The organism is Paracoccus sp. (in: a-proteobacteria) (assembly GCF_035556475.1).
In the GTDB taxonomy this organism is placed as follows: domain Bacteria; phylum Pseudomonadota; class Alphaproteobacteria; order Rhodobacterales; family Rhodobacteraceae; genus Paracoccus.
The window spans coordinates 1-18,878 of sequence record NZ_DATMFA010000121.1; the positions used below are offsets into that span (position 1 = coordinate 1).

The 18,878-nt window shown below is 65.5% G+C and carries 17 protein-coding genes and 1 other RNA gene; 13 read left to right on the forward strand and 5 right to left on the reverse strand.

Translation table 11 applies throughout. The features are described 5' to 3' along the window. The 3 genes from VNQ78_RS17490 to rpmG form a co-directional block, all read left to right on the forward strand. A partial coding sequence (locus tag VNQ78_RS17490) for an STAS/SEC14 domain-containing protein (protein WP_325692171.1) occupies window positions 1–446 on the forward strand: 446 nt, incomplete at its 5' end. 33 nt (window positions 447–479) lie between these two features. After that, window positions 480–849: RNase P RNA component class A (gene rnpB / locus VNQ78_RS17495), an RNA gene on the forward strand. Window positions 850–1,278: 429 nt separating this feature from the next. After that, window positions 1,279–1,446 (forward strand): 50S ribosomal protein L33, encoded by a 168-nt coding sequence (rpmG, locus tag VNQ78_RS17500; RefSeq protein WP_101752137.1) that lies wholly within the window; start codon window positions 1,279–1,281, stop codon window positions 1,444–1,446. 126 nt (window positions 1,447–1,572) lie between these two features. Here the strand turns inward: rpmG and ssb are convergent, their stop codons facing one another. Then, window positions 1,573–2,088 carry a single-stranded DNA-binding protein gene (gene ssb / locus VNQ78_RS17505; protein ID WP_325692173.1) on the reverse strand — a complete coding sequence of 172 codons (516 nt, stop codon included), beginning with the start codon at window positions 2,086–2,088 and terminating at the stop codon, window positions 1,573–1,575. A gap of 242 nt (window positions 2,089–2,330) precedes the next feature. Here ssb and VNQ78_RS17510 point away from each other — a divergent pair, with 242 nt between their 5' ends. Then, window positions 2,331–2,975, forward strand: a complete 645-nt coding sequence (locus VNQ78_RS17510) for a lytic transglycosylase domain-containing protein (protein WP_325692175.1) — start codon at window positions 2,331–2,333, stop codon at window positions 2,973–2,975. Window positions 2,976–3,046: 71 nt separating this feature from the next. Here VNQ78_RS17510 and VNQ78_RS17515 read toward each other — a convergent pair whose 3' ends face one another. Together VNQ78_RS17515 and hemB are read right to left on the reverse strand one after the other, a co-directional pair. Then, on the reverse strand, window positions 3,047–3,619 hold the full coding sequence (locus VNQ78_RS17515; RefSeq protein ID WP_325692177.1) for a YSC84-related protein: 573 nt from the start codon (window positions 3,617–3,619) through the stop codon (window positions 3,047–3,049). A gap of 71 nt (window positions 3,620–3,690) precedes the next feature. Then, a complete protein-coding gene (gene hemB / locus VNQ78_RS17520) occupies window positions 3,691–4,689 on the reverse strand; it encodes a porphobilinogen synthase (RefSeq protein WP_325692179.1) in 999 nt (332 codons plus the stop codon). A 174-nt stretch (window positions 4,690–4,863) separates the two neighbouring features. Here hemB and VNQ78_RS17525 point away from each other — a divergent pair, with 174 nt between their 5' ends. Both VNQ78_RS17525 and mfd read left to right on the forward strand, forming a co-directional pair. Continuing rightward, window positions 4,864–5,427: a hypothetical protein gene (locus VNQ78_RS17525; protein ID WP_325692181.1), complete on the forward strand. Its 564-nt coding sequence runs from the start codon at window positions 4,864–4,866 to the stop codon at window positions 5,425–5,427. 44 nt (window positions 5,428–5,471) lie between these two features. Then, window positions 5,472–8,927 carry a transcription-repair coupling factor gene (gene mfd, locus VNQ78_RS17530; protein WP_325692183.1) on the forward strand — a complete coding sequence of 1,152 codons (3,456 nt, stop codon included), beginning with the start codon at window positions 5,472–5,474 and terminating at the stop codon, window positions 8,925–8,927. Between the two features lie 143 nt (window positions 8,928–9,070). Here the strand turns inward: mfd and clpA are convergent, their stop codons facing one another. Both clpA and gloB read right to left on the reverse strand, forming a co-directional pair. After that, window positions 9,071–11,392, reverse strand: coding sequence for an ATP-dependent Clp protease ATP-binding subunit ClpA (gene clpA / locus VNQ78_RS17535; protein WP_325692185.1), 2,322 nt, complete (start codon window positions 11,390–11,392; stop codon window positions 9,071–9,073). Between the two features lie 264 nt (window positions 11,393–11,656). Then, window positions 11,657–12,403: a hydroxyacylglutathione hydrolase gene (gene gloB / locus VNQ78_RS17540; RefSeq protein ID WP_325692187.1), complete on the reverse strand. Its 747-nt coding sequence runs from the start codon at window positions 12,401–12,403 to the stop codon at window positions 11,657–11,659. 51 nt (window positions 12,404–12,454) lie between these two features. Here gloB and VNQ78_RS17545 point away from each other — a divergent pair, with 51 nt between their 5' ends. From VNQ78_RS17545 to VNQ78_RS17575, 7 genes are all read left to right on the forward strand, one after another. Continuing rightward, complete coding sequence (locus tag VNQ78_RS17545; RefSeq protein ID WP_325692189.1) at window positions 12,455–13,246, forward strand: class I SAM-dependent methyltransferase; 792 nt, start codon at window positions 12,455–12,457, stop codon at window positions 13,244–13,246. 305 nt (window positions 13,247–13,551) lie between these two features. Next, window positions 13,552–14,112, forward strand: coding sequence for a F0F1 ATP synthase subunit delta (locus VNQ78_RS17550; protein ID WP_325692191.1), 561 nt, complete (start codon window positions 13,552–13,554; stop codon window positions 14,110–14,112). Beyond that, window positions 14,112–15,647, forward strand: a complete 1,536-nt coding sequence (gene atpA / locus VNQ78_RS17555) for a F0F1 ATP synthase subunit alpha (RefSeq protein ID WP_325692193.1) — start codon at window positions 14,112–14,114, stop codon at window positions 15,645–15,647. The genes VNQ78_RS17550 and atpA overlap by 1 nt, the downstream gene beginning before the upstream one ends. Before the next feature lie 12 nt (window positions 15,648–15,659). Continuing rightward, window positions 15,660–16,535, forward strand: a complete 876-nt coding sequence (locus VNQ78_RS17560) for a F0F1 ATP synthase subunit gamma (RefSeq protein ID WP_325692195.1) — start codon at window positions 15,660–15,662, stop codon at window positions 16,533–16,535. A gap of 16 nt (window positions 16,536–16,551) precedes the next feature. After that, window positions 16,552–17,976: a F0F1 ATP synthase subunit beta gene (gene atpD, locus VNQ78_RS17565; RefSeq protein ID WP_325692197.1), complete on the forward strand. Its 1,425-nt coding sequence runs from the start codon at window positions 16,552–16,554 to the stop codon at window positions 17,974–17,976. Window positions 17,977–17,985: 9 nt separating this feature from the next. Then, window positions 17,986–18,432 carry a F0F1 ATP synthase subunit epsilon gene (locus tag VNQ78_RS17570; RefSeq protein ID WP_325692199.1) on the forward strand — a complete coding sequence of 149 codons (447 nt, stop codon included), beginning with the start codon at window positions 17,986–17,988 and terminating at the stop codon, window positions 18,430–18,432. Between the two features lie 94 nt (window positions 18,433–18,526). Continuing rightward, a complete protein-coding gene (locus VNQ78_RS17575) occupies window positions 18,527–18,877 on the forward strand; it encodes an H-type lectin domain-containing protein (RefSeq protein WP_325692201.1) in 351 nt (116 codons plus the stop codon). The last annotated feature ends 1 nt before the right edge of the window (window position 18,878 follow it).

Genomic DNA, 18,878 nt, shown 5'->3' on the forward strand with positions numbered 1-18,878 from the left:
AGGATCAGGAGGAGGCGATCCGCTGGGCCGGTTCGGCCGAGGCCGCGCCTGAGGGCTATCAGATCCTCGACGGCTTTCCCGAGAACGTCATCGCCATTCGCGCGACGGGCGAGGTCACTTCGGCCGATTATGACGACAAGCTGATCCCGCTGGTGACCGAAAAGGCGAAAAGCCACGGCAAGGTGCGGCTGCTGATGGTGCTTGGCCCGGATTTCGAGGGCTACAGCGCCGGAGCGATCTGGGACGATGCCCGCCTTGGCCTGACGCATTGGCGCAGCTTCGAGCGGGTGGCGGTGGTCAGCGACATTGGCTGGATCACGCGGGCGGTGAAGCTCTTCTCGCCCCTGATCCCGAGCGAGGTCGCCGTCTTTCCGCTGGCCGCGATGGAGGCGGCGAAGGCCTGGATCTCGGCCGAGGGCGGGGCCACCGCTGACGGCCATGCTTGACCCTGCCGGGGCGGCGGACTATCTGCCCCTTGCGCGGATGGCCGGATGACCGCGGCGAGCAATCGTCGAGGAAAGTCCGGACTCCATGAAGGCACGGTGCCGGGTAACGCCCGGCGGGGGCAACCCCAGGGAAAGCGCCACAGAGAACAGACCGCCCATGCTTGCATGGGTAAGGGTGAAACGGTGGGGTAAGAGCCCACCGCGGGACTGGCAACAGGACTGGCAAGGCAAGCCCCACCGGGAGCAATGCCGAATAGGGACCGCGCGCCGCAAGGCAGGGCTGCTTTCGCCCCAGCAGGTCCGGGTTGGCAGCTAGATCCCGTCAGCAATGGCGGGGCCAGAGGAATGGTCATCGAAGGGGGCAACCCCGGAACAAAATCCGGCTTACAGGCCATCCGCGCATTTTCCTTTATCTAGGTCGATCCTGGCTTTTGCGGCCGTTTCCGTGTCGGGCGGGCGGCGCCGAGACCAGATCCGAGTGCCCCGGATGCGGGGGACGGCTGCGGCTTGCCCGGATCCTCGTGACCGTCCGTCCCAAGCGGCCTCGTCCGAAAGGGGGAATCGCCATCACCCAAGGAATGGGGCACATAGCGCAACTTCTGCGGTAGGGACGCGCCGAAGCGCAGGTCCGGCGGGCGCGGCCGTGGCGGACCTCATATGACGGAACGAAACTGCCTCTGCCCACGGGGACGATTCGCAGTTTTCTGGGGGAAACGCCGCATTTCGCCCGGATTCGCGGTTGACTTCGGACGCCCTGCGAGTAAAAGGCGGGCTCCAAGAGATTCCACGGGGTTTGCTAAAAGCGTTTTGCCCCGCAGCAGGAGCGAAGCAAATGGCGAAGCCGACGACGATCAAGATCCGCCTGAACTCCTCGGCCGGGACCGGGCACTTCTACGTGACCAAGAAGAACGCCCGCACCATGACCGAGAAGATGACGGTCAACAAATACGACCCGGTTGTGCGCAAGCACGTCGAGTACAAGGAAGGCAAGATCAAGTAAGATCTGCCGACACGTGATCATGCGGAAACCGCGTCTCGAAAGAGGCGCGGTTTTTTCATTGCGGGACGGGGCAGGCCGGTTCGTGGGGTGGAATGAAAAAGGGCGCCCGATGGGCGCCCTCTGGTCTCAGAACGGGATCTCGTCGTCGAAATCGGGACGCTGCCCGCCGCCGCCCGAGGACGAGCCGCCCCGGCTGCCGCCGCCGCCCGAGGAGTAGCCGCCGCCCGACGAGCCGCCCTCATAGCCGCCACCGCCATAGCTGTCGTCGCGACCGCCGCCGCCCGAGCCGCCGCGACCGTCGAGCATCGTCAGCTCGCTGCGGAACGGACGCAGCGCCACTTCGGTCGAATAGCGGTCCTGCCCGCTCTGGTCCTGCCATTTGCGGGTTTCGAGCTGGCCCTCGACATAGATCTTGGAGCCCTTCTTCAGGTATTGCTCGGCCACGCGGACCAGCGGTTCGGAATAGATCGCGACCGTGTGCCATTCGGTCCGCTCGCGGCGTTCGCCGGTATTGCGGTCCTTCCAGGTCTCCGAGGTGGCGATGCGCAGGTTGGCCACCTTGCCGCCGCTGGGGAAGGTGCGGATCTCGGGGTCTTGACCCAGATTGCCAATCAGGATCACCTTGTTCACGCTGCCTGCCATGCCAACGTCCTTTGTCTTCCAGAAGTTTCTTTGTCGGCTGGTGTAACGCGTTGCGCCGGGTGGCGGCAAGGGCTTTGGCCGGATGGGCCGCCGGGTAAGCTGCCGGCGGGCCGCCCGCGCCCTGTGGCAAGAAATCGCCGATGGTGATAGCGCGTGATGCCCGGATGCAAAGGACTTGCGGCGCAGGCCGGACAGTGCGCTATACTGCTGCGCAAAAAACATGTCGGCATGAGGGACGAGAGATGCTTTCGACTGAACGCGCTCGGCTGCGCTACCTGACACATGCGGCCCTGGTGATGGCTCTGGGCTGCGGTCTCGCGGCGCCGGCTGCAGCCGACGGGCTGCGGATGCAGAAAAGCGGCAAGTCCCGCATTGCCCAGTTCGAACGCCAGACGCGGCTGATGGACAGTCGGCTTGCGGGTCAATACCAGCAATCGGCACGGCTGCGGCCCAGCGGCGTCTCGACCAAGAGCGTGGTGGATCTGGACCTGCCCGGCACCATCCCGACCTACAAGGGCAACCGGCGCAGCGAGTATCTGCCCCATGCCCGCGCCATGGCGCGCAAGCATGGCGTGCCCGAGGATCTGTTCCTGCGGCTGGTGCAGCAGGAATCGGGCTGGAACCCTTCGGCGCGCTCGCACAAGGGGGCGCAAGGGCTGGCGCAGCTGATGCCCGGCACGGCGGCGAAACTGGGGGTCAATCCCGGCGATCCCCTTCAGAACCTCGAAGGGGGCGCGCGCTATCTGCGCATGATGTATAACACCTTCGGAAGCTGGCGGCTGGCGCTGGCGGCCTATAACGCGGGTCCGGCGGCGGTGGCGAAATATGGCGGCGTGCCGCCCTATCGCGAGACCACGAATTACGTCCGCATCATCCACGGCAGCTAAGGCACGCTGCCCGATGCGAAAAAGGCCGCGGCAATGCTGCGGCCTTTTCGTTTTCGGGCGGGCAGAACCCCTCAGAAGGTCGAGGGGATGACGCGGGTGTATTTCGTCCCGGCGATCGAGGCGCCCGCCATCAGGCCGGATTGTCCGAAGATCATCGCGACCACCGGCTGCTGGGCCGTGATCGTGTCGGTGCCAAGCGCAAGCCCGCGCGAGGGCAGGGCGTAATAGGCATCAGCCTCGGCCACCCAGCCGGGGGCGGCGCGGAAGGCGGCCAGCGCTTCATCGGTCTGGAAGATCAGCACATGGGCATATTGCTGCGCGCCGATCTGAAAGCCGACGCTGGCCTGCGTGGCCGAATAATAGTCGACCGTCACGTTGTTGATGCGCAATGCGCCCTGACCATAGGCGCCGCCGACGCCGAAGCCCGCCTCGGTCATCAGCGGCATGTAGAGCACGCCCTTGGCGTTCTGGACCATGCTGGCGACGCCGGGATAGTTCTGCAGCAGATAGTTCCGCGTCGCGTCGACGCGCGCATCCAACCGGCCGGACGCATTCTGTCCTACCGCATTGGTGCAGGCGGCAAGTCCCGCAGCCGCCCCGGCCAGAAGCAGGTTTCGCCTGCTCAACCCATTGGCGAATTTCATATTTCACTCATCCCTAATTTCTCGGCGGTTGCACCGCTCGTTGAGCGGGGATGATAGGGGCAATCGCCCCGTCACGCCAGCGCCTCGGCCACCTGCGGGGCGTAATAGGTCAGAATGCCGTCGCAGCCCGCCCGGCGGAAGGCAAGAAGGCTCTCCATCACCACGTCGCGGGAAAGCCAGCCATTGCGGATCGCCCCCTCGATCATCGCGTATTCGCCGCTGACCTGATAGGCATAGGTCGGAACGGCGAACTGGTCGCGGACCATGCGGCAGATGTCGAGATAGGGCATCCCCGGCTTGACCATGACCATGTCCGCGCCTTCGGCAAGGTCGCGGGCGACGCAGCGCATCGCCTCGTCGCGGTTCGCGGGGTTGATCTGGTAGGTCTTCTTGTCGCCCACCAGCCGCCCCGAGGCGCCGACCGCATCGCGGAACGGGCCATAGAAGCCGCTGGCATATTTCGCGGCATAGGAGAGGATCGCCACGTCCTTGTGGCCATTCGCCTCCATCACCTCGCGCAGCGCGCCGATTCGGCCGTCCATCATGTCCGAGGGGCCAAGGATGTCGGCACCGGATTCGGCCTGGACCAGCGCCATGCGGCCAAGCGCCTCGACCGTCTCGTCGTTCAGGATCACGCCGTCCCGGACCAACCCGTCATGGCCATTGGCGTTATAGGGGTCGAGCGCGATGTCGGTCATCACCGCAAGCTCGGGCGCAACCTCCTTGATGGCGCGGATGGCGCGGTTGCCGATATTCTCGGGATCCCATGCCCGCTCGCAGGTCTCGGTCTTCAGGTCGGGATCGGAATGGGGAAAGATGCAGACGGCGGGGATGCCAAGGCGCATCGCCGTCTCGGCCGCGCGCTTCGCGCCGTCCAGCGTCAGCCGCTCGACCCCCGGCATCGACGGGATCTCGCCCGCGCCATCGGGCAGCTCGGTCACGAAGATCGGCCAGATCAGATTGCCCGGCGTCAGGCTCACCTCGGTCGTCAGGGCGCGCAGCGCGGGGGTGCGGCGCAGGCGCCTCAGACGGGCGGCGGGGAACGGGGCGACGATCGGCGTGGGCGACATGACAAGACCTTCCTGACGGGCGGGGACAGGCCCCGGCGGCGCGAATGGCCAAGACCCTGCACCCTGCGTTGCAGCGACGCAACCCCAATGGCCCGCCGCGTCAGTTCGAGGTTTTCCTTTGCGCGCTCCAAGGTTAGGGTCCGCTTCAGCCTACCCGCGGGAGATGACCATCCGTTGACCCAGACTATCCTGGCCATCCTCGACAGCCGCTCATTCGGGTCGATCTGGTTCTGGCTGCTCCTCACCCTTGTCTGGACGCTGGCCGGACGCCGCGTGCTGGGCGTGCCTTTCGAGGTGATCAACGCCGCGCGGAAAAGCGACGCGGGCGCCGGCGACGATCCGGCGGCTGTAAGCCTTCTCGACTGGCTTTCCCTGACCCTGCCGCGCTGGCGCCTCGCCGCGGGTGAGGGCGCCGTCCTGATCGGCGTCGCCTGCTTCGCGATGAGCGCGCTTTTCCTCCTCGGCTTCGTCTACGGGCTGGAGATGGCGCAGGCGATCGTCCTGCTTGTCCTGCCCTTCGTGCTGCTGTTCCCGGTCGAGCTTCGGCTGGCGCGGCGCGTGGCCCGCATCCTCGGCGCTGCCGAGGCCGGGGCACTGCCGGTGAACGAGGCGGCGCGGCAGGCGGCAGGGCTGATGCGTGGCCATCGCCGCATCATTTCGGTCCTTTCGATCGTCGCGGTGGCGCTTACCGCCTATCGCGGCGCGATCTGGGTGATCCAGCATCCCTTTGGCTTCTAGGAGCGTGCCTTGACTTCACCCGCAGCCGCTTTACCTCAACAGCCATGGCCGAACATCTGATCCTGTCCGGGGCCCCCGAGGGGCTGGACGCCGCCCTTGTCCTGCGCGAGCTGTCGCGCGGGCAGCCCGTGATCCATATTGCCCGCGACGACCGGCGCATGGCCGCGATGCGCGCCGCGCTGGCCTTCTATGCGCCGCAGACCGTGGTGCTGGAATTTCCCGCCTGGGACACGACGCCCTATGACCGCGTCTCGCCCGCGCCGGGGGTGATGGCCGCGCGCATGGCGGTGCTGAGCGCGCTGGCGCATGGCGCCTTCAAGGGGCCATTCGTCCTGCTGACCACGCTCAACGCCGCCATGCAGCGGGTGCCGCCGCGCGAATCGCTGCGCGAGGCCAGCTTCTCGGCCGCAGTGGGCGACCGCATGGACGAAAGCGCGCTGCGGGCGTTCCTGGCGCGGATGGGTTTCTCGCAATCGCCGACGGTGACCGAGCCGGGGGATTTCGCCGTCCGGGGCGGGATCATCGACATCTATCCGCCGGGCGATGCCGGCCCGATCCGCCTCGACATGTTCGGGGACGTGCTGGACAGCGCCCGCCGCTTTGACGCCGAGACCCAGCGCTCGGTCGAGAAGCTGGACCGGGTCGAGCTTGCGCCCATGTCCGAGGTGATGCTGGACGAGGCCGCGATCACCCGCTTCCGCCAGAACTATCGCGCCGAATATGGCGGAGGGGCGAATGATCCGCTGTATGAGGGGATCAGCGCCGGTCGCAAGATGGCCGGTATGGAGCATTGGCTGCCCTGGTTCCATGAGCGGCTGGAAAGCCTGTTCGCCTATCTGCCCGGCGCCTCGATCGTTACCGACGACCATCTGGATCAGGTGCGCGACGCGCGCTGGCACACCATTGGCGAGCAATTCGACGCCCGATGCGAGGCGCTGAAGCGCAAGGGCGGGACGGATTCGGTCTATCGCCCGGTCCCGCCGGTGGAAATGTTCCCCGACGAAAAGGAATGGACGGGTTGGCTGGCGGCGCATCGCCTGCTGAAGCTGTCGGTCCTGCCGCAGCCGCCGGGTCCGGGAGTGCTGGATGCAGGGGGGCGCGTCGGGCGCAATTTCGCGCCGGAACGGCAGGCCGAAAAAGGGAACCTCTTCAAGGCTCTGGCCGATCATATTCGCGCGCTTCAGGCGACGCGCAGGGTGGTTGTTGCCAGCTTCTCGGAAGGTGCGCGTGAGCGTCTGGCCGGGCTGATCGCCGATGAGGGCGTGACCGGCGCCAAGCCCATCGCCGACATGCGCGACCTGCCGGCCGAGGTCGGTGCGCTGGGTCTCGCGGTCTGGCCGCTGGACGAGGGCTTCGTCTCGGACGGGCAGGCGACCGGGCCGCTTGCCGTCATTTCGGAACAGGATGTTCTGGGCGACCGGCTGATCCGGGGTGCGAAAAAGCGCCGGCGGGCCGAGAATTTTCTGCGCGACACCCAGACCCTCAGCCCCGGCGATCTGGTCGTCCATGTCGAACATGGCATCGGGCGCTATACCGGGCTTGAGACCGTGATGGCGCTTGGCATTCCCCATGATTGCGTGGCGCTGGAATATGCCGGAGGCGACCGCCTTTATCTGCCGGTCGAGAATATCGAGCTGCTGAGCCGCTACGGGCATGAGGAGGGGCTCCTCGACAAGCTGGGCGGTGGCGCCTGGCAGGCCCGCAAGGCGCGGCTGAAGGAACGCATCAAGCTGATCGCCGACCGGCTGATGCGCGTCGCGGCCGAGCGCCTGCTGCGTCCCGCCCCGGTTCTGGAGCCAGAGCATCACGAGATCGAGGGCTTCGCCGCCCGTTTCCCCTATGCCGAGACCGAGGATCAGGCATCGGCCATTGCCGATGTGGCCGAGGATTTGGCGGCGGGCCGCCCGATGGACCGGCTGATCGTCGGCGATGTCGGCTTCGGCAAGACCGAGGTTGCTATGCGCGCGGCCTTCATTGCCGCCAGCCAAGGCCGGCAGGTCGCGGTGGTCGCGCCGACGACCCTGCTGGCCCGCCAGCATTTCCGCACCTTTGCCGAGCGTTTTCGCGGCACCGCGATCAATGTCCGGCCGCTCTCGCGCTTCGTTTCGGCCAAGGACGCGACCGAGACCCGCAAGGGGCTGGCCGAGGGCACCGTCGATATCGTCGTCGGCACCCATGCGGTTCTGGCCAAGCAGGTCCGGTTCAAGAATCTCGGCCTGCTGATCATCGACGAGGAGCAGCATTTCGGCGTCGCCCATAAGGAGCGGCTGAAGGAGCTGCGCAGCGACATCCACGTCCTCACTCTGACCGCCACCCCGATCCCGAGGACGTTGCAATTGTCGCTGACCGGGGTACGGGATCTCTCGATCATCGGGACGCCGCCGGTCGATCGCCTCGCGATCCGCACCTATGTCAGCGAGTTCGACAGCGTCACCATCCGCGAGGCCCTGCTCCGCGAGAAATATCGCGGCGGGCAGAGCTTCTTCGTGGTGCCGCGCCTTTCCGACCTGCCCGAGGTCGAGGACTGGCTGAAGGAACATGTGCCCGAGGTCAGCTTCATCGTCGCGCATGGTCAGCTTGCGGCGGGCGATCTGGACAGCCGGATGAACGCCTTCTACGACCGGGGCGCGGATGTGCTGGTCGCGACCTCGATCGTGGAATCCGGCCTCGACATTCCGACGGCGAATACCATGATCGTCTGGCGCGCCGACATGTTCGGCCTCGCGCAGCTTTACCAGATCCGGGGCAGGGTGGGGCGGTCGAAGACCCGCGCCTATTGTTATCTGACCACCAAGCCCCGCGTGCCACTGACCCCGCAGGCGATGCGGCGGCTGAAATTCCTCGGTGCGATCGACAGCCTTGGCGCGGGCTTCAACCTGGCCTCGCAGGATCTGGACCTGAGGGGGGCGGGGAACCTCTTGGGCGAGGAGCAGTCCGGTCATATCAAGGAAGTCGGCTTCGAGCTTTACCAGCAGATGCTGGAGGAGACGATCGCCAAGCTGAAATCGGGCGAGATCGAGGGCACGCCCGAGGATGAATGGGCGCCGCAGCTGAACCTCGGCGTGCCGGTCACGATCCCCGAGAGCTACATCCCCGATCTCGACGTGCGGCTGGGCCTTTACCGCCGGTTGGCCGAGCTGACCACCAAGGTCGAGCTGGAGGGCTTTGCCGCCGAATTGATCGACCGTTTCGGCCCCCTGCCGCGCGAGGTGAACACGCTGCTGCTGGTCATCCGCATCAAGGCAATGGCGAAGCGGGCCAATATCTCGAAGCTGGATGCGGGGCCGAAGGGCGTGACGATCCAGTTCCACGGCGACCAATTCCCCAATCCGGCGGGGCTGGTCGAGTTCATCCATGACCAGCGCGGGCAGGCAAAAGTCACCGACAACAAGATCGTCGTGCTGCGCGACTGGCCGGGCGATGCCGACCGGATCAAGGGCGCCTTCGCCATCGCCAAGGATCTTGCCGCGAAGATCAAGGCCGGGAAGGCGAAGGGCTGATGGGCCGAGCCGGGGGCGCTGCCCCCGGACCCCCGGGGTATTTTTCGAAACGATGAAGAGATGAGAGGCCGGCGCGGATTGCTGGGCCGGGATGCGAAAAGGGCGGCGCTTTCTGCGCCGCCCTTCGGGTTTTTCTGCTTGCCTTAGTCGGCCGTCAGGAGGGGCGGCCTCGATTTGCTGATCCGGGGCGTCTCGGGCCCGGTGATGTCGAAGACGGGCTTGTCGTCCTCGATGCGGACGCGGACCACGCCGCCTTTGGTCAGGCGGCCGAAGAGCAGTTCCTCGGCCAGAGGTTTCTTGATCGTCTCCTGGATCACCCGGCCTAGCGGGCGGGCGCCCATCTTGTCGTCGTACCCCTTCTCGGCCAGCCAATGCGCGGCCTCGTCGGTCAGTTCGATATGGACGCCGCGGTCGATGAGCTGGGCTTCCAGTTGCAGCACGAACTTTTCGACCACCTGGACGATGATGTCGCGCGAGAGCGGCGCGAAGCTGATGACCGCGTCGAGACGGTTGCGGAATTCGGGCGTGAAGGTGCGCTCGATCGCGGCGGTGTCCTCGCCCTCGCGACGCTCGCGGCCGAAGCCGAAGGCGGCCCGGGCCTGATCGGCGGCGCCGGCATTCGAGGTCATGATCAGGATCACGTTGCGGAAGTCCACCTGCCGGCCGTTATGGTCGGTCAGTTTCCCGTGGTCCATGACCTGCAGGAGGATGTTGAACACATCCGGGTGCGCCTTCTCGATCTCGTCGAGCAGCAGCACGCAATGCGGATGCTGGTCGACGCCATCGGTCAGAAGCCCGCCCTGGTCGAAGCCGACATAGCCCGGAGGCGCGCCGATCAGGCGGCTGACGGCGTGTTTCTCCATGTATTCCGACATGTCGAAGCGCAGCAGCTCCACGCCGAGCGTCGAGGCGAGCTGTTTCGCCACTTCGGTCTTGCCGACGCCGGTGGGGCCGGCGAAGAGGTAGTTGCCGATCGGTTTTTCTGGCTCGCGCAGGCCGGCGCGGGCGAGCTTGATCGAGGAGGCCAGCGCCTCGATCGCGGCGTCCTGGCCGAAGACCAGCCGTTTCAGCGTGGCTTCCATATCCTTCAGCACCGCCGCATCGTCCTTGGAGACGCTTTTCGGGGGGATGCGGGCGATCTTGGCCACCACCGCCTCGATTTCCTTCGGGCCGATCATCTTGCGGCGCTTGCTTTCCGCGACCAGATGTTGTGCCGCGCCCGCCTCGTCGATCACGTCGATCGCCTTGTCGGGCAGCTTGCGGTCGTGGATGTAGCGCGCCGAAAGTTCGACGGCGATGCGGATCGCGTCATTGGTATAGCGCAGGTCGTGATGCTTTTCGAAGCTGGGCTTCAGGCCCATCAGGATCTTGATCGTGTCGGGCACGTTCGGCTCGTTCACGTCGATCTTCTGGAAGCGGCGGGAGAGCGCGCGGTCCTTTTCGAAATGCTGCCGGAACTCCTTGTAGGTGGTGGAGCCCATGCAGCGCAGCTTGCCGCCGGACAGCGCCGGTTTCAGCAGGTTCGAGGCATCCATCGCCCCGCCCGAGGTCGCGCCGGCGCCGATCACGGTATGGATCTCGTCGATGAAGAGGATGGCGTCGGGATGATCCTCCAGCTCCTTCACGACGGCCTTCAGCCGCTCCTCGAAATCGCCGCGATAGCGGGTGCCGGCCAGAAGCGCGCCCATGTCGAGCGAGAAGATGGTCGAGCCGGCCAGAACGTCCGGCGTCTCGCCCCGCGTGATCTTCAGCGCCAGCCCCTCGGCGATGGCGGTCTTGCCGACGCCGGGGTCGCCGACCAGCAGCGGGTTGTTCTTGCGGCGGCGGCAGAGAACCTGAATGCAGCGCTCGACCTCTTCGGCGCGGCCGATCAGCGGGTCGACATCGCCCTTCGAGGCCTTCTTGTTGAGGTTCACGCAATATTTGGCCAGCGCGGATTCGTCCTTGGCCGCGGGCTGCTCGGCCTGCGCCTGCTCGCCCGGCTGGTCAGCACCCTGAACGGTGCGGTTCTCCGAGAAGGACGGGTTCTTCGCCACGCCATGCGCGATGAAGTTGACCGCGTCGTAACGGGTCATGTCCAGTTCCTGCAGGAAGAAGGCGGCGTTGGATTCACGCTCGGCGAAGATCGCGACGAGGACATTCGCGCCCGTCACCTCGGTCCTGCCGGAGGATTGCACATGGATGGCGGCGCGCTGGATCACCCGCTGGAAGGCGGCGGTCGGCACGGCCTCGGACCCCTCGACATCGGTGATCAGGGTCGAGAGGTCATCCTCGATGAATTCCACGAGCATGCGGCGCAGTTCGTCCAGATCGACATTGCAGGCGCGCATGACCTTGACGGCATCGGGTTCATCCGTCAGGGCCAGCAGAAGATGTTCGAGGGTGGCCAGTTCATGCCGGTGTTCATTGGCCAATGCCAGTGCAGAATGAATGGCCTGTTCCAGCGTGTTCGAAAAGGACGGCACGGTTAAGCTCCTGTCAGTCGGCTGGCGGTTTGGGCCGCCGAAGGTAGCGGTCCACCTGACCAGACTGTCACGATACGTTTAAGAATCTGGTGGAATTTCGCGCATTTCAAGCGCTATTTACGTCCTCTGGTGCCGAAACTCCGGTGGTTGAATTTGATGTGATATCGGTCTGCCGCATTTTCAAGCATGGAGGGGGCCGGTTGACGGGGTCGGGATTTGCCGTGATCGGGGCGCGAATATCCTTGCTGCATTGCGGAATGATCCTCAGAACTGGTCCTTCATCGCGCGAAGTCTAGCAAAAACATCCACATCGCTTGCGCCTGCCATCCCGAGGGATTCGCGCAGCTCGGCTACGCGCAGGAACGGGTTGGTCGCGCGTTCGTCATCCAGCGTGGCGGGGGCGCAGGGCCGGCGGCCCGCGGCGGTGTCGTCGAGGCGTTGCTGCAATGCACCATTGCCGGAATCGACGGAAAGCGCAAATGCACCGTTCCCACGGCAATAATCGTGACCAGAGCAGATCAGCGTGTGGCCGGGCAGGCGGGCAAGGCGCGAGACACTGTCCCACATCATCGCAGGGTTGCCCTCGAAGAGCCGCCCGCAACCCAGAGCCATCAGGCTGTCGGCGGTGAAGGCCATGCCCGATTGCGGCAGATGGAAGGCGACATGGCCGATGGTATGGCCCGAGACGTCGATGACCTCGGCCGGCTCGCCGCAGATCGTGGCGGTCGTGCCGGGCCGGACTGCGATGTCGAGCGGGGGCAGGCGGGCGGCATCATCGGCATTGCCCATGACCTTCGCGCCGGTGGCGGCGACAAGCTCGGGCACGGCCTGAATATGGTCGGCATGGTGATGGGTCAGCGCGATCAGGTCGAGCGTCCAGCCCCGCGCCTCGAGTTCGGCGAGGATCGGGGTTGCCTCGGGCGCGTCGAAGAGGGCGGTCGCGCCATTGCCATGCACGAGCCAAGCGTAATTGTCGGTCAGGCAGCGGACGGGAACCAGTTCCAGCGGCATTGGCAATTCCTTCTCTTTGCCGCAGTCTGGCGCGACGGGACGAGAGGCGCAATGCATCAGGATGTGATCGAGCTGCGAAAGTTCTACTACAACCGGGCCCTCGGCCGGGTGGTTCAGCGGGTGCTGCGCGACCGGCTGACGCAGCTTTGGCCGCCCGAGCAATGCGCGGGCATGACCGTGGTGGGATATGGCTTCGCCGCGCCCCTCCAGCGTCCCTATCTGGGCCGGGCGCGCCGCGTCGCGAGCCTGATGCCGGGGCCGCAAGGCGTGATGGCATGGCCTGCCGGGCTGCCCAATTGCTCGGTCCTGTGCGAGGAGACCGCCTGGCCCCTCGACACCGGAAGCGTCGACCGGCTGGTGCTGCTGCACGCCGTCGAGACCGCGGATCATTCGCAGGCGCTTCTGGCCGAAGCCTCGCGGGTGCTGGGGCCGGGGGGGCGGATGCTGGTCATGGCGACGAACCGCGCCGGGCTCTGGGCGCGGTCGGACGCGACGCCCTTCGGGTTCGGGCGCAGCTATACCGCTGGCCAGCTCGAGGCATTGGCGCGGAGCGCGGGTTTCGTGGCCGAGAGTACCGGCGCCGCGCTTTACATCCCGCCTTCGGACCGGCGCTTCTGGCTGCGCAGCGCCCAGATGTGGGAGCGCACCGGGCTTCGCATCAGCCAGGTTCTGGTCGCGGGGGTGGTGCTGAGCGAGTTCAGCAAGCAGGTCCAGGCCCCGGTCGGCAAGTCGAAGCGGGTGAGCGTGCCGAGCCCTCTCGACGTGCTGGAGGGGATCGCGCGGCCGAAGCCGGCGGGGCGCGGGAACACGGCGCGCGAAGGTACGGGCCATATTTCCCGCTAGAGTTGACAGACCCCTTGCGGAAGAGCGTCGCCCGGGGTCATGGCCGGCGGCGAAATCCCCCTTGGCGGGCAGTTAGCGCCACCGGCCCGCGAAACATCGCCACGTCATCGAATTAAGGTATGAAACGCTCGCTTTTCCGTGTGCAATGCGGTTGCGGCAAGAGATTTCACCTGCTAAGGACGCGGCAGATTTTCGGGAACGTTCGGTCGGCACGGCCTGGGGGTTCCTCTTGACCCTGCGCTCCGCGACAGACCGGTTATGAAACCGGCCCGCCGGCGGAGCTTGCGCAAACCGGAAGGATGACCGTGGCCAATTCCGCTTCGATTTCCGCTGATATCGCCGGGCGTTATGCACAAGCCCTTTTCGATCTCGTGAAGGATTCGGGGGGTCTCGACACCCTGTCCGGGCAGGTCGACGAGCTGGCTGGCGCGCTTGACGAGAGTGCGGATCTGCGTGACCTGACAGTCTCGCCGCTCTATGATCGTAGCCAGCAGGAGGCGGCGATCGCCGCGCTGGCGCAGCGGATGGGCCTCGCGCCCGAGCTTGCGAACACCCTGCGCCTTCTGGCCAAGAACCGGCGGCTGTTCACGCTGCCCCAGTTCATCGTCAAGCTGCGCGGCCTGATCGCGGACGAACGCGGCGAAATGACCGCCGATGTCGTCAGCGCCCAGGAACTGACCGAAGCGCAGAAATCCCGGCTGGCCGAGACGCTCGCCAGCAAATCGGGCAAGACCGTCAAACTGAACGCGCGCGTTGATGAAAGCCTCATCGGCGGCATGATCGTCAAACTGGGCTCGCAGATGATCGACAGCTCGATCCGCTCGAAGCTCGCCTCCCTCCAGAATGCTATGAAAGAGGTCGGATAATGGGAATCCAGGCAGCCGAAATCTCGGCCATCCTCAAGGATCAGATCAAGAATTTCGGTCAGGACGCCGAGGTGGCCGAGGTCGGGCAGGTTCTGTCCGTCGGCGACGGTATCGCCCGCGTCTATGGCCTGGACAAGGTTCAGGCTGGCGAGATGGTCGAGTTCCCGGGCGGCATCCGCGGTATGGTGCTGAACCTCGAAACCGACAACGTCGGCGTCGTTATTTTCGGTGACGACCGCTCGATCAAGGAAGGCGACACCGTCAAGCGGACCGGCGCCATCGTGGAAGTTCCGGTCGGCAAGGGCCTGCTGGGCCGCGTCGTCGACGCGCTTGGCAACCCGATCGACGGCAAGGGCCCGCTCGACGTGACCGAGCGCCGCATCGCCGACGTCAAGGCCCCCGGCATCATGCCGCGCAAATCGGTGCATGAGCCGATGGCGACCGGCCTGAAATCCGTCGACGCCATGATCCCCGTCGGCCGTGGCCAGCGCGAGCTGATCATCGGCGACCGTCAGACCGGCAAGACCGCGATCGCGCTCGATACCATCCTGAACCAGGCGAACTACAACGGCCGCGAAGCCGATGGCATGAAGACGCTGCACTGCATCTACGTCGCCGTGGGTCAGAAGCGCTCGACCGTTGCCCAGCTGGTGAAGAAGCTGGAAGAAACCGGCGCGATGGCCTACACGACCGTTGTGGCCGCGACCGCGTCGGACCCGGCGCCGATGCAGTACCTCGCGCCCTATTCGGCGACCGCCATGGGCGAGTATTTCCGCGACAACGGCATGGACGCGCTGATCATCTATGATGACCTGTCCAAGCAAGCCGTCGCCTACCGCCAGATGTCGCTGCTGCTGCGCCGTCCGCCGGGGCGTGAAGCCTATCCGGGCGACGTTTTCTACCTTCACTCGCGCCTGCTCGAGCGTTCGGCGAAGCTGAACGAGGATCACGGCGCCGGTTCGCTGACCGCGCTGCCGATCATCGAAACCCAGGCGGGCGACGTTTCGGCCTATATCCCGACCAACGTGATCTCGATCACCGACGGCCAGATCTTCCTTGAAACCGACCTGTTCTTCCAGGGCATCCGCCCGGCCGTGAACACCGGTCTGTCCGTGTCGCGCGTCGGCTCGGCCGCTCAGACCAAGGCGATGAAATCGGTCGCCGGTCCGGTCAAGCTGGAACTGGCCCAGTATCGCGAGATGGCTGCCTTTGCGCAGTTCGGCTCGGACCTCGACGCGGCGACGCAGAAACTGCTGAACCGTGGTGCGCGCCTGACCGAACTGATGAAACAGCCGCAATACTCGCCGCTGACGAACGCCGAGATCGTCATCGTGATCTATGCCGGCACCAAGGGCTACATCGACACGGTCCCGGTCAAGGAAGTGACCAAATGGGAGCAGGGCCTGATCCAGTACCTGCGCAACCAGAAAGCCGATCTGCTTGACGACATGACCCGGAACGACCGCAAGATCGCGGGCGAGCTGGAAACTGCGATCAAGGCAGCGCTGGACGGTTACGCCAAGACCTACGCCTGAGGGGAGGGATAGATGCCCAGCCTCAAGGATCTGAAGAACCGGATCGGCAGCGTCAAGAACACGCGCAAGATCACCAAGGCGATGCAGATGGTCGCCGCCGCGAAACTGCGCCGTGCGCAGGAAGCGGCGGAAGCCGCGCGTCCCTATGCCGACCGGATGGCCGCTGTCATGGCCGGGTTGACCGCTGCGGCGGCCGGCTCGGACACGGCGCCGCGCCTGCTGGCGGGAACCGGCGAAGATCGCCGGCACCTGCTGGTGGTGCTGACCTCCGAGCGCGGGCTTGCGGGCGGGTTCAACTCGTCCATCGTCAAGCTCGCCCGCCAGCGCATGGCCGAACTCCATGCCAATGGCAAAGAGGTGACGCTTGTGACCGTCGGCAAGAAGGGTCGCGAGCAACTCAAGCGGGAATATGGCGACCTGATCGTGCATCACGTCGATCTCAGCGAGGTCAAGCGCATCGGCTACGAGAATGCGCGCGGCATCGCGAACGAGATCCTCGAGCGCTTCGAGGCTGGCAGCTTCGACGTGGCCACGCTGTTCTACAGCCGGTTCGAATCCGTCATCAGCCAGGTTCCGACCGCCCGGCAGATCATCCCCGCCGTCATCGAGGAGACGGCCGAGGCAAGTGCCTCGGCGCTCTATGATTACGAGCCGGACGAACACGCGATCCTGAGCGACCTGCTGCCCCGTTCGGTGGCCACGCAGGTCTTTGCCGCGCTGCTTGAGAATGCGGCGTCGGAGCAGGGCGCGCGGATGAGCGCCATGGACAACGCCACGCGCAACGCGGGCGACATGATCGACCGACTGACGACCGAGTATAACCGCTCGCGTCAGGCTGCGATCACCAAGGAACTGATTGAAATCATCTCGGGCGCCGAGGCGCTCTGACACGTAGGGGTATAACATGGCAGAGGCCAAAGGAAAAATCACGCAGGTGATCGGCGCCGTCGTGGACGTACAGTTCGACGGCCAACTTCCCGCGATTCTGAACGCTCTTGAAACCGAGAACAACGGCAAGCGTCTGGTTCTGGAAGTCGCCCAGCACCTTGGCGAAAACACCGTCCGCACCATCGCCATGGACGCGACCGAAGGTCTGGTCCGCGGCCTTCCGGTGACGGATACCGGCGAGCCGATCACCGTTCCGGTCGGCAACGTGACGCTGGGCCGCATCCTGAACGTCGTCGGCGAGCCGGTGGACGAAGGCGCGCCGCTGGCCACCAGCGAACGCCGTGCGATCCACCAGCCGGCGCCGGACTTCGCCCAACAGGCGACCGCTTCGGAAATCCTCGTGACCGGCATCAAGGTCATCGACCTGCTGGCGCCTTATTCCAAGGGCGGCAAGATCGGCCTCTTCGGCGGCGCGGGCGTCGGCAAGACCGTTCTGATCATGGAACTGATCAACAACATCGCCAAAGTGCACTCGGGCTACTCGGTGTTCGCCGGCGTTGGCGAGCGGACGCGTGAGGGCAACGACCTCTATCACGAGATGGTGGAATCGGGCGTCATCAAGCCGGACAACCTGGCGGAATCGCAGGTTGCTCTGGTCTATGGCCAGATGAACGAGCCTCCGGGGGCGCGGATGCGCGTCGCGCTGACCGGCCTGACCGTGGCCGAACAGTTCCGCGATGCCACCGGCACCGACGTTCTGTTCTTCGTCGACAACATCTTCCGCTTCACGCAGGCCGGTTCGGAAGTGTCGGCTCTGCTGGGCCGCATCCCGTCCGCCGTGGGCTACCAGCCGACGCTGGCCACCGACATGGGCGCGATGCAGGAACGCATCACCTCGACCAAGAACGGCTCGATCACCTCGATCCAGGCCGTCTACGTTCCGGCCGACGACCTTACCGACCCGGCTCCGGCAACGACCTTCGCCCACCTCGACGCCACGACCGTTCTGTCGCGCGCCATCTCGGAACTGGGGATCTACCCGGCCGTTGACCCGCTCGACTCGAACAGCCGTATCCTCGATCCGGCCGTCGTCGGCGAGGAGCATTACGCTGTCGCCCGTGCGGTTCAGGGTATCCTGCAGAAATACAAGTCGCTGCAGGACATCATCGCCATTCTCGGCATGGACGAACTGTCGGAAGAGGACAAGCTGACCGTGACCCGGGCGCGGAAGATCCAGCGCTTCCTGTCGCAGCCCTTCGACGTTGCCAAGGTCTTCACCGGCTCGGACGGCGTTCAGGTTCCGCTGGAAGACACGATCAAGTCGTTCCAGGCTGTCGTCAACGGTGACTACGACCACCTGCCGGAAGCGGCCTTCTACATGGTCGGCGGCATCGAGGACGTGAAAGCCAAGGCTCAGCGCCTCGCCGCTGACGCGGCGTAAGGGGGCGACATGGCCGACACGATGCAGTTCGACCTCGTCTCGCCGGAGCGGAACCTCGTTTCCGTTCCCGTGCGCGAGGTGCGCCTGCCCGGCGCCGAAGGCGACCTGACGGCGATGCCCGGCCATGCGCCGGCCATCGTCAACCTTCGCCCCGGTCTGGTGACCGTGGTCAAGGCCGACGGGTCGGAGACGGAATACGCGGTGACCGGCGGCTTTGCCGAGATCAACAACGAATCCGTCACCCTTTTGGCCGAGCGGGGCCATCCGCGGGTCGAAATGACCCAAGCCATCTTCGACGAGATGATGGCGGAGGCACATCGCGAAGTGCGGATCGCTCAGGAGCATCCGAGCGCCGGTGAAGAGGTCGTCGCGGCAGCCGTCAAGCTGCTCGCGGATATGCAGGCCCTGGGCACGCATATCGGGCTCGATCCCGACCGGTCCAACTTCCCGCACTGAGAGCGCTCTCTCAGGGTCTTGGTAAGCCCCGGAACTTCCGGGGCTTTACTGCTTTTTGCGGACGGGTTTCAATTAACGGTAGGAGGTATCTGAGTTGCGGCGATTCGATCACTTCGCCGTTGGCGTGGCCAATGGTGCGGTCGACATGTTCTCGGCCTTCGAGGATGGCAGCCCGATGTGGACGGGCGAGGGGCCGCGGCTGGAACGCCGCGCAGTCCGTTTCAGCGAGCCTTTCGTCGAGCCTCCCGTCGTCCATCTTTCGGTGATGATGTGGGATATCGGGGTCAACGCAAACCAGCGCGCCGATCTGAAGGCGACCGATGTTACCCGCGAGGGCTTCATGATCGAGTTTCGGACCTGGGGCGATACCCGCGTCGCGCGGATCAGGGCAGGCTGGATGGCGATCGGCCCGGTTCGCCATCAGGATGATTTCGAGGAGGACTGAA